At 61.4% G+C, this 11,124-nt stretch carries 8 protein-coding genes; 5 read left to right on the top strand and 3 right to left on the bottom strand.

What is annotated here, in order from left to right:
• The coding region (locus FJ404_18160) for a hypothetical protein (protein ID MBM3824776.1) at positions 1 to 1,074 on the bottom strand (1,074 nt) is incomplete at its 3' end.
• Between the two features lie 488 nt (positions 1,075 to 1,562).
• Positions 1,563 to 2,762, bottom strand: a complete 1,200-nt coding sequence (locus tag FJ404_18155; protein MBM3824775.1) for a methyltransferase — start codon at positions 2,760 to 2,762, stop codon at positions 1,563 to 1,565.
• Here FJ404_18155 and FJ404_18150 point away from each other — a divergent pair.
• Genes FJ404_18150 through FJ404_18140 form a run of 3 tightly spaced genes read left to right on the top strand, consistent with a single transcriptional unit; the run spans position 2,707 to position 6,200 of the window.
• Positions 2,707 to 3,828: an Lrp/AsnC family transcriptional regulator gene (locus tag FJ404_18150; GenBank protein ID MBM3824774.1), complete on the top strand. Its 1,122-nt coding sequence runs from the start codon at positions 2,707 to 2,709 to the stop codon at positions 3,826 to 3,828. The two genes, FJ404_18155 and FJ404_18150, sit on opposite strands and share 56 nt — an antisense overlap.
• A 24-nt stretch (positions 3,829 to 3,852) precedes the next feature.
• The gene (locus tag FJ404_18145) at positions 3,853 to 5,295 is read left to right on the top strand and encodes a hypothetical protein (GenBank protein MBM3824773.1); all 1,443 of its coding nucleotides are present in this window, start codon (positions 3,853 to 3,855) and stop codon (positions 5,293 to 5,295) included.
• Positions 5,292 to 6,200 carry an alpha/beta hydrolase gene (locus tag FJ404_18140; protein MBM3824772.1) on the top strand — a complete coding sequence of 303 codons (909 nt, stop codon included), beginning with the start codon at positions 5,292 to 5,294 and terminating at the stop codon, positions 6,198 to 6,200. The genes FJ404_18145 and FJ404_18140 overlap by 4 nt, the downstream gene beginning before the upstream one ends.
• Positions 6,201 to 6,628: 428 nt before the next feature.
• Here the strand turns inward: FJ404_18140 and FJ404_18135 are convergent, their stop codons facing one another.
• Positions 6,629 to 7,600 (bottom strand): hypothetical protein, encoded by a 972-nt coding sequence (locus FJ404_18135; protein ID MBM3824771.1) that lies wholly within the window; start codon positions 7,598 to 7,600, stop codon positions 6,629 to 6,631.
• Between the two features lie 101 nt (positions 7,601 to 7,701).
• On the opposite strand from FJ404_18135, the gene FJ404_18130 reads away from it, so the two are divergent.
• Positions 7,702 to 9,132: a tetratricopeptide repeat protein gene (locus FJ404_18130; GenBank protein ID MBM3824770.1), complete on the top strand. Its 1,431-nt coding sequence runs from the start codon at positions 7,702 to 7,704 to the stop codon at positions 9,130 to 9,132.
• A 496-nt stretch (positions 9,133 to 9,628) separates the two neighbouring features.
• The gene (locus FJ404_18125; protein ID MBM3824769.1) at positions 9,629 to 10,642 is read left to right on the top strand and encodes a hypothetical protein; all 1,014 of its coding nucleotides are present in this window, start codon (positions 9,629 to 9,631) and stop codon (positions 10,640 to 10,642) included.
• Positions 10,643 to 11,124: the final 482 nt, after the last annotated feature.

Below are 11,124 nucleotides of genomic sequence, written 5' to 3'. Positions count from 1 at the left end.
CGCCTGATCGAAATTGATCACGGTTTCCACTTCGAATTCGATCGGGAAACGGGTGTTCGGATCCTTCTTGCCCGGGCCCCGGGCCGAACCCACGTTATCGGGATTGGCAAGATTCTCGCCCAAGCGCACCGACACGACGGACCCGTTCTTGGTCACCGTGGCGGCCACTTCCTTGCCGTCGTAACTGAGTTTGACGCCGCTGGTTTGAATGGCCGCGTTGTCGAGGTCGATCGCCACTTCGGCGTCAAAGGGCGCCGTGAGGCTGCCCGGTCCCGGTGCAACCAAGGTGGCGGAGGTTGCCACCGCTCCGGTCACCGCGCGATACGCTTTGATATCGGAGGCGGGGTCGTTCACACCCACGCGGGTTCCGTCAGCTTTCACTTGGACGAATTCGATGTTCACCCCGCCGCCGCCCTCTTCCCAGGTCACGCGAGCGGGATAAAGACCCGCTTTGGTGACTTTGATGCGCATCGTGGTGTCCGAGGCGCCGCGTCCACCGTTGAACTGGCCGACGAAGGTGGCGAATTGGTCTTTGGGGCTGGCACCGCCGATTGTGAACAGGAACCCGTCGTCGCTGTTCACGATCAGGGTATGTTCACCCTCCGGCAGGTCGAGCCAAGTCAGCACTTCGGCAGCGATGCCGTCCGTGCTGCCACCCACGCCAGGAATGCCGGGCATGCCGAGGTCGGGACGCAGACTGCCGTTATTTTCACCCTCGGCCTGGCTGAAGTTGATGATTCCGCTCACTTCGAACTGAATCAGCGCATTGTCCGCCGCGCCGATCTTCTTGCCCGGGCCATCAGCGCCGCCTTGGGCGGAAGGATCAGCCTCGTTCACAGGGGGAGTGCCGTCTCCGGCTTTGAGCAATCCACCAAGGGCTTCCTCGGTCTTGGTGTTGTTGTTCCGGGTATCCGCGGCGTTCTGAAAAATATTCCAGATAAACCCGGGCTTGCTCTTGTCAGCCGCCGAGGCGTCCTTGCGGAAGGTTTCAGGTACCGCCACTTGTGCTTGAATGGCCGTGTCGAAACACAGCGTCCCCGCAAGCGCGGAGAGCATGATGATGGATTTTTTCATGTTGTTGAGGGGTCCGTCCAATCCGAAGTCTTTCGTTGGATGGGATCTTATTGCCGTTCTATTGTTTTCCTGCGCCGCGCCGGCATTCCTCAAACCCTTTCCAGCCAGCGATGGAAAAGATGAGCGGTTCCGCCACAGTCAGGATTCGCCAATATATAAATTCCTTGCGTGAACGGTGGGTCGGAAGCGTCCAGCAGGGGGGGGTGACTGAACAGCGGAGAAGTGGCAGGGTCTGTGAATCTTGAAACGGCAATTGCCCTTCATGGGGATCAGCCTTTTCCAAGACTGCCAAGTTAGGTGTTCACGACCTTTCGCAGTTGCCCCTTCGGCTGAACGGAGTCATGCGCGCGTCAGCGCTCTTGACGGAGTCGAGCCGAAGGGGCAACTGGCGGGAGGCTGAACAGACGGGTGGTTCAGGTTTCTTCGATCGGCGTGCCATCGTCAGTGACGGCGCCGAAGATCTGCGGGTCCTATTCGGGGATTCGCACTCAGGCCTTGATCACGGAAACGACGCTGCGGTCGGCAGCGGTCTGCTCAAATCGAAATCCAATGAATCCCAAGGCTCCCAGCCATTCGCGCAATTCACCCACGGAGTAACAGCGCCCCTCGGTGATCGTCATCAAAAGGGCCGAATACGCAGCCGCCGGGAATGGCCCCGTCTTGTCCTCGTTCAGATGCACGTCGTGAATGAGCAGCACGCCTCCGGAGGGCAAGGCTCGCCAAGACCGTTCCAAGAGATCCCGCACGACGGGCGCATCCCAATCGTGCAACACATTCGAAAACAAATGAGCGTCGCATCCCTCCGGAAAAGGGTCGTGAAACATATCGCCTTCCGCCACCCTCACCCTTCCCGCGTAACCCCGCTCCGCGACCCACCGCTCCACCAAACGATCCACCGGACTTTTCTCCCACACCAGCGCTTCCAGTCCGGGGTGCGCATCCACCATGGCGCAGGCATAAATCCCGGATCCCCCGGCGACATCAAGCAGCCGACGGCGGCCGTGGATACACGCTTTCCGCGCCAGCACGGGCGCCAGGTACTTGCCCCGGACATCCATGGCCGCGGTGAACTGGCGGGCGAAGACTTCGTTCTCCATCGCTTGGGCCCAGGCCTTCTCATCTTTGAAGCTGCCGAAGGAGCTGGGTTTGCCCGAACGCAACACTTGGATCAGATCCTGGCAAACCGGGCGGTTCTTCAGGCTGGTGAAGTAAGGGCCTAGATTCCAGGGCGAGGATTGGTGCAGGAATTCACTCCCCACGGCGGCCAGTTTCCATCGTGCGCCGTCCCGCTCCACCAAGCCCAGGGATGCCGACAAACTCAGCAAGACTTCCGCGGGCCGCGGGTGCAGGCCTAATCCCGCGCAGATCTGCTCCAGCGTCCCTGGGGCCTTGCCAAGGCAGGTATAAAAGTCGAATCCCGCAATGGCCGCTCCAATCAAATCCACCGCATAGAGGCCGTCCCGCAAACGGAACAACGCCAGAGGATCGGAAAGGGGAGCGGATCGCGAGGCCGGGGAGTCGTCGAGCATGACGCATCTTGGCGAAGCGACGGCTGCAGGCACAAGTTTTTGCCAAAGATGGATGCGAAAAGGGTTGGCGCGAGACCGGAAGCCAGGTGAAATGGATCGCAACATGAGCACCTCCGCCGCCATCTCCATTGAGATTGCCGACCCCATCAACGCCCGCATCCTCGCGGTTTCGGAGGACAGGATTCAGGGTTTTCAAAGGGATCCCCTGGGCGAAATCGCCCGGCTATCGGAACTCGATTCCGAAACCGTCATCGAGCGCATCGGCGCCATGTTGCGGGCCGGAGTCATCCGCCGGGTGCGCCAAACGCTGCTTGCAACCAATCTGGCCCAAGGCGCGCTTGTCGCCTGGCAAGTTCCCCAAGAACGATTGGATGCCGCGTTCGATTTCATGTTCCAGCAAGATCCGTTTTCCGGGCATGTGGTCACGCGATCCACCGACCTGGCCACGCCCGGTTCCACCTACAAGCTCTGGACGACGCTCAAAGTACCGCAGGGATTCTCGATGGAACGACATTGCGAATGGTTGAAGGAGAAGGTCGGCGCCGAGCATTTTCGTTTGATGCCGGCGAAGCGGCTTTTCACCCTCGGGGTGGGTCACGTTCGCCGCAAAGGAATGGAGCCGGGCAGCCGGGCCGAGGTGCCGGCTGATGCGACGGAGGTCACGATGGCCCAGTTGTCGGATTTGGAATGGAAAGTCCTGGTGGCGTTGAAGCGCGAATTCCTGCCCGATGAACTCACTCGCGATCTCTGGCGTCCACGCGCCGCGGAAGCCGGCCTTTCCCTCGACCGCTTTTTTGCCATCGCGGAGGACCTGAGTCGCCGCGCCATCATCGGGCGATTTTCGACCTTTCTGGAGCATGTCAAACCCTTGTCCACGGGCGAGCGCGTCACGCGTTTCAACGCCTTGTTTCACTGGGCGGTGCCTCCGGGGCGGGAAATCGAGGCGGGGCGGGAGGTGGGCCGCCATCACATCATGACTCATGCCTACTGGCGCGAAGGCGGCCCAGAATTCCACAATGTGAATGTCATGGGAGTGGCGCACGGCACCGACAAGGCCATGGTCCTGGCTCACAAGGCTGCCATCGACAAGCACCTGGAAGAGCTTGGGATAACCATCGCCTACACCAACGTGTTTTGGGGCGGGCGCAGCGAGATCAAGCCTTCCGAGATCTCTCCGTTCGCTTATCGCGAATGGAGCGTCAAGGCCGGCTTGTCGAAGGCTTGAATTCTCATTCCGCGGACGGAAGTCATGAATCTCGAAACGAATCCATCGGGCCTGGCACGGGGCTGGATGGTCCTGCTCGGGGGCGCCATGGCGGGCGGACTGGGATGGGGAATTCGCGGGCAGTACGGGCATGAAACGGGGGCCATGATCGCGGGACTCCTGGTCACCTCGGTGCTCGTCATGCTGTTGGGCGGACATTTGCCCTGGGCGGTCGCCGCGCGCGCCATGGCCTTGGGCACGATCGCCATCGGCATCGGCGGTTCCATGACCTACGGACAAACCGTGGGACTGACCCACGATGCCGAGTTGGTGGGGCATCTGGAAAGCTTGCGTTGGGGGATGGTTGGATTGGCGGTCAAGGGCGGGATCTGGATCGGGTTCGCCGGGTTGTTTCTCGGGCTCGGATTGGGAGGACAGCCGCTTCGCCCGGCCACACTTTTGGGACTGGGGGTCGTGATGTTGGGGCTCGCATGGATCGGCATCCAACTCTTCAACGAACCCTTCGATCCCGCGCGGAGAATTCTTCCGCGCATCTACTTCTCGGATGATTGGAGATGGGAACCGTTTGCGAATTTGAAACCTCGCCGCGAAGTGTGGGGAGGCCTCTTGCTGGCCTTGGTCGGCGCTTGGTTTTGGGTGGGCATCATCCAGGGAAACGTCCTCGCCCGCCGGTTGACGATTTGGGCGTTCTTCGGCGGCGCCGTCGGATTCCCAACCGGACAATCCTTGCAATCGTTTCACGCGTGGAACCCCGAGGCATTTAAGAGCGGCTTTTGGCTGCGGCTCGATCCCTTCATGAATTGGTGGAACTTCATGGAAACGACGTTTGGCTTCATCATGGGCGGCGTGCTGGGCTTGGGGCTCTGGTTCAACCGGCGTTCGATTGCGGCGCCACCCCCCGCGAAGGAAGTCCGATTCCAAGCGCCGGTCGAAGGAGTGCTGCTTGCGACCCATCTCACGCTCTTGCTCCTGGCGGAATTCAGCCAGGTAGGGATCATTGGAGATCTCTACGATTTCGGCCTTGTCCTAGCGTTGATCCCGCTGGTGGGAGTGGTCGGCGGGCGCCTCTGGCCCGCCGCGTTGCTGTTTCCCATCACGCTTCTTCCGATCGCCGGGAAAACCGTGCGCCAGCTCGTCTACCGGGATGCGGCCGTTTCAGACCTTCCAGGCTGGCTCGCGTTGGGCGTGCTCCCCGTCGCGGCGGCGATTGTGCTCTGCGTTCGCGCGCAGCGTTGGGAAAAGGACCACCTCATGGCCGTGCGGCCGGCCGCGTGGAGCTTGCTCTTTGCGGTCGGGATGTACTCCGCATTGAATTTTGCTTTCTTCCGTTTCCCATGGCCTTGGACGGCGTGGACGGCGCGCACCCCAAATGCGGTGGTCTTCACCCTTTTCGCCGTGGGATTGGCAGCGCTCGCCTGGCGGGCGTTGCGTAATCCAGGAAACGTGCCGGCCAACCAGGAAACGTGAGTCAGTCCCGCGCCAAGCGACTTGCCACGAAACTTCTGGGTTGGCTCGCCCTCCCAGTGTTCCTTTTCCTTTTCCTGCGCTGGTTCGAGAGGGCGAACGTCTACCAACCGACGCGCCGGCACGATGTGACGCCTGCCGAACTCACGTTGGAGTTCAAGGATGTGAACCTGCGAACTTCCGATGGAACCGCGTTGCATGCCTGGTTCTTTCCCGCCGCCAGAAAGACCAAGGCATCCCCGGCCGCGGTCCTGATCGCCCATGGCAATGGCGGCAACATCAGCCACCGATTTTCACTCTACACTCTCCTCCTGGAGCTGGGACTGGACGTCCTGGCCTTTGACTACCGGGGCTATGGTTTGAGCGAGGGATCTCCTTCCGAATCGGGCACTTACGACGACGCGGGAACGGCGAGGCAATGGCTGATCGATCAAGGGTATCCGGCGGATCATATTGTGATCCTGGGAGAGTCCCTCGGGGGAGGGGTCGCCGCAGAAATCGCCGCCCGGGAAACCGTGGGAGCCTTGATCCTGCTGAGCACGTTCACTTCCATTCCTGACGTGGGGGCCGAGCTCTTCCCGTTTCTGCCCGTTCGAACGATTTCGAAAATTCGCTACGACACCTTGTCTAAACTCGATCGCGTCCGCGCACCCGTCTTGATCTTGCACAGCCGGGACGACGGGTTGATCGGCTTCCATCATGCGGAAAGAAACTTTGCCGCCGCGCGCGAACCGAAAGTGCTTGGGGAGATCCAAGGCTCGCACAATGACGCGATGGACGAAGACCGCGAGGGCATCTTGCGTCTTGTTCGTGAGTTTCTCACCCAGCAGGGGATTCTCGGAACGTCTGTAGATTCGCCAAGAGGAACCCACGGCAGTTCCACGAACCCGCGTCCTCCCATTCCATAGGCTTCCCAGCCCCCCATGGCCAAACGAGAGGCCCCAGCCACGTTCGCAGGCCGTTGCATCCCGAATGAGTCCGTCGTGTGGCGCAGGCTGCCCACCCTGCCGTATCGCCGACGGCCCGTCGGCCCGGCGGGTGAAGAACGAGGCTCTTCCATGCGCTCCACGCGCCTGGCCCGGATCAGTCATCCTGAGCTTGAATCCGCGACAGTTTGCCGCGTGAGGGCACGCGGCCTACCATCGGGCCTGCCTCTGTATTTGGAGGCCCGGTGTCCTCAACGGGCGTCGCGTGCATGAAATAGGCGGCCTAGTTTCCTTCGTCGCCCCGCAGGCTGGGCAGCCTGCGCCTCAGCAGAAAGGGCTCTCTGCGTGACCAAGACAACCCGGTCACCGACAACCTCTGGAGGCACCGGTTCGCAGGGGCTGCAGCGGACTCAAGGTGCTTTGACTGCCTTCGCCTCGCGTTCCGCCAAATTCTTCACAACTCGATCTTTGAGCACCTGATACATCGCGTTGGTGACGGCGGACAAGTGGCGCCTCGCCGCGTCGAATTCGCCTCCCATGATTTTCAAGCGGGCCATGTGCAAATAGACGCCTTCGCGCTCGGCCGAATCGCCCGCCAGGGTCAAGGCATGTTCCCAGGCCGCCAGCGCGTCCTGCATGCGGGTGGGCTTGATGCCGTAGTAGGTCTGGGCCACGTCGCTGGCGAGAGGAAAATTCTTCGGATCCAGCTTTAAGGCCAGGGCGTAGAGCGTCAGAGCCTTGTCGAAAACCTGTTGTTCGTTGATCTGAAACACTTCCTGCGCGTCCTTGCGAAACAGAAACACCGTAGTGCCAAAATTATGGTAATACACAGATTCGTTGGGATTCAACTCGATGGCTTTCTGATAATACTCGAAGGCCTTGCGAACAGGTCCGCGATGGCCAAAGTAGTTGGCGAGATTGTTCCAGGCGGCGGGCTGGGTGGGATCGAGCTCGCGCGCTTTCTCCCATTGCTGCATCGCTTCGAATTCCTCGCCCAGGTCGTTCAGGAAACTGCCATAGGCCAGGCGAGCCCGGGCGTGCTTGGGATGCTTCTCCAGGAAACGCTCGTAGGACAGGCGCACCGGATCCAAACGCTGCGACACCCGCGCCCGGAGCGTCGCGTCGCCCAACCCCGCGCCCTGGGATTTAAAAGCCGCGTTGTCCTTGATCCAGCGGTCGGCCTCGTCCTGCGCCTCGTCATCCGCGATCATGATCTTGCGGAGTTCAAGTTCGACCGGATCTCGCGTGGACGTTGGAACCGGCGCCACGTCCGCCTTCGGGCGAGACGCCGCGCCCGCCTCCGCAGCCCGCACCAACCCTCCTTGTTCCAGGAGAATGAAGCACGCGAGGAGGATTCCAAACCTTCCATGATCGATCCACATGGACGTTATTCTACCACAAAACAGGAGACCCTCCGCAAACAATATCGAGACTTGGAATTTCGACGGCGGCGTGCGACCTTTGTTATCCTCGAAAGATCCAGATGATATTCGCGAGTTTCGATCCAGGCTGGTTGGGCGGCCTCATGGCCATTTGGATGCTGGGGCTCCTGACCTATTTTTACTGGAACCAGTTTCAGTCGCTCCCTCGCTGGGGAGACCGAATCATGCCATTCCGGCGCTGGTTCTGGTCGGGATGGTTTGGCGCTTCGGCTTTCTGGGTCCTCATGAACACGGGCTGGCTTCCCGGCATCTCCCCTTTGCATGGCCATGCTTACATGGCCCTCCACACCGCCAACCTGCCTCGAGGGACCTTCTTGAACGAGCTCGCCCCGTCCCTCTCCGTCATGATCTTGTTGTGGAGTGTGTTCAGTTTCCTTTGGCTCGCGGTCATGGCCGGCCGCGCCATCGAAAACCGCCGCGATTGGTGGGATCGCCTCGGCATGGGGGGGCTGGTCCTGGTCCCCGTCGCCGGACTTCTTGTTTACGCCTGGGGATTCCATGGACTGCCCTTCGCTTTGCTCGTCCTGACGGTTCCCGCCGTTCATCTCGCGCTCGCTCAGCTCAAGCATCGGATCGAAGCCAAGCCCACTTACGCGCGCGCGGTCGCCCGCATCAAACGCGGCCGCTACACGGAGGCGGAGTCAGAGATTATCAGCCAGCTGGAGCACTGCGAAGACGATGTCGAAGGGTGGTTCATGCTCGCCGACATGTACGCGAATCACTTCAAAGAGCTCGACGAGGCCGACCGCACCGTGCGTGAGCTTTGCAACCAACCCAACATCACTCCGGCTCGCGCCACGCTGGCGCTGCACAAATTGGCCGACTGGCATCTGGAACTGGGGGAGAATCCGCCGAGGGCCAAATCTGCGCTCCAGGAAATACTCGTCCGATTCCCCGGATCGCATTTTGCGAGGATGGCCAGGCAGCGCATCGACCAACTGCCGCGCTCGGCCGACGAATTACGCGAGCAACGCCAGCCCAAAGCGCTGAAGCTGCCTTCCCTCGCAGCCTCTCCAGAAAGCGTTCCCACGATGGCGCTCAAAATGTCCAGGGCTGAAGCCGGGCAGCGAGCCAAGATTCTCGTGGAACGGCTCACCCACGATCCCAATCTTCCAGCGCCCCGCGAGGAGTTGGCAGAATTGCTGGCCGGCCCTCTCGGGCAGCCACAACAAGCGTTGGACCAATGGCAGCTCCTGATCGACAACGTCGAGGCGGCTGCAGCCCGCAAGGCCGAATGGCTCGCCTGTATCGCCCGCACCCAACTGCAAACTCCGACCGGCGAGGCGGGCGGGAAGCGGACTCTGGCGCGAATCCTCACGGATTTTCCCGGAACGCCCCAAGCGCATGCCGCCCGCCGACGATTGGAACTCCTCGATCAAGACTCGCGAGCCGACGACCCTCCCTCTTCCCCTCCACCCGCCCCAAAACTCAAAGTGGAACTGCCGCCCGGTGTCACCATGGGAAAATCCTAGCCTGGCTGTGCCCGCTCCATCGTGAGCTTCTCGATCCAAAGATGAAACTGCCCAAATACCGGGATCGAGTCTGGATCTGCCGCTGCTGCAAAGTCTGATTCATGGTCCAATGCGCCCGCACCTCCACTCACGGAAACGCTGAAGCGCGGCGGAAATTCCACCAAAACTTCGACCCCGTCAACGCTCTGTCTTCGCATCAACATCCGCCCGGCGGCCGGTGCCTCCAGAGGTTGTCGGTGACCGGGTTGTCGTGGTCACGCAGACAGCCCTGTCTGCGGTGGCGCAGGCGGCCCAGCCTGCGGGGCGACGAAGGGAACCCGGCGCGTGGAGTACATGGAAGGGCCTCGTTCTTCACCCGCCGGGCCGACGGGCCGTCGGCGATACGGCAGGCTGGGCCGCCTGCACCACAGGACAGACCCCATCGGGATGCCCGCCCGCCGGCTCACGCCCCTTTCCCGCTTGCACCGGAGCCCGCGTGATCTAGTTTGCGCCTGACATGATCCCTCACCCCTCCCCTTCCGGCCTCCTCGCGTGGCTCTGGATTTGTTCCCTCCTCGCACCCGCGGCCGCTCTCGGCCAGCCTTTCCTCCGTTCCTCACCGGTAGCACGCATCACGCAAACGTCTTATCACGGATGGACCGAAGCGCTCATTCTCGCCAACGGATATGCCGAAGCCGTCGTGGTTCCCGCGATCGGAAGGGTGATGCAGTTCCGCCGCGTCGGCGAGGTGGACGGACCGTTCTGGGAGAATCGCGCCCTGGATGGCGCCCACCCCGATCCTCATGCGAAGGAATGGATCAACTTCGGTGGCGACAAGACCTGGCCGGCCCCTCAGGCGGATTGGAACGTGCAAACCGGACGGGCTTGGCCCCCCCCGAAGGCTTTCGATTCCATGCCGGCTTCCGCCAGCATCGATGAGAAGCGGGGAAGGATCACCCTCACTTCCGCCGTCGATCCGCACTACGGCATCCGCGTCATCCGCTCACTCACTTTGGCCGAGGGTGAGGTCCGCCTGTCCATTCGAACGCGTTACGAGAAAGTCGAGGGAGATCCCGTCAAGACCGGGGTATGGATCATTACGCAACTGAGGGATCCAGAACTCGCGGTCATGCCTGTGCCGGGCAGGTCGATCTTTCCTGAAGGGTTCAACCGTCAATCGGATCAGGCGCCGCAAGGGTTGCTCCGCCTGGGAAACCTCCTGGTGATGTCACGCCACCGCTTGGCCAGCACGAAAATCGGCAATGACGCGTCGGCGTTGCTGTGGATCGGACGCCGCGACATGATGCTCATCGAGGGGCCTCGACGCGGCGGCGGAGAGTTTCCAGACCAGGGCAGCAGCGCGGAGATTTACACCAATCCAGACCCCCTGGCCTACGTGGAGCTGGAATTGCTCGGCCCGCTAAAGACTCTCAAGAAAGGGCAGAGCCTGGAATTCACCACTCGCTACACGCTGCTGCCCCGCAAACGTTCCAATGCCGACGAGGAGGCCAGGGCCGTTTTTGCGCGCTGAAATCACCGGGAGCCCCGTGGCTCGATGAACCTCCGCCCAACCGCGCCGCCTCGATTCCTACTCGAAAGGTAACCTTCCCGACTGACTTGATGCTGAAGTTACTCACCGTTCCGCACCCCGGACCGGCGGAGTTCTTTTAATTGAAACGGCCGTTGAACGTGCCGTGTATCCCGATGTTGTTGGTAGGGCGGGCCTGTCCCAGCCCGCCGCCCACGGGATGCAAAACATCATGCTCCGGCGGCGCGCCGGGACGGACGCGCCCTACCTGCATCACCGGCAACATCGGGATGCACCGTTGAAAGTGGTGAAGATTTGCCAAGGCCTGGATGAGAAAGACATGAAGAAGCACGAGGCCTGTTTTTCTCAATGGGCCACGGAATGGGCGATGCCCACGGCGACGGAATCCCGTTGGGATTCCTGATGCTGATCAATTTCTGTTTTTAGGGTAACACCTCGGCTCGGAAGATCGCCAAGCCGGCATT

The organism is Verrucomicrobiota bacterium, assembly GCA_016871495.1.
In the GTDB taxonomy this organism is placed as follows: domain Bacteria; phylum Verrucomicrobiota; class Verrucomicrobiia; order Limisphaerales; family VHDF01; genus VHDF01.
Note: the sequence above shows the minus strand (reverse complement) of the source record. Positions and strands in the feature narration are given on the sequence as shown.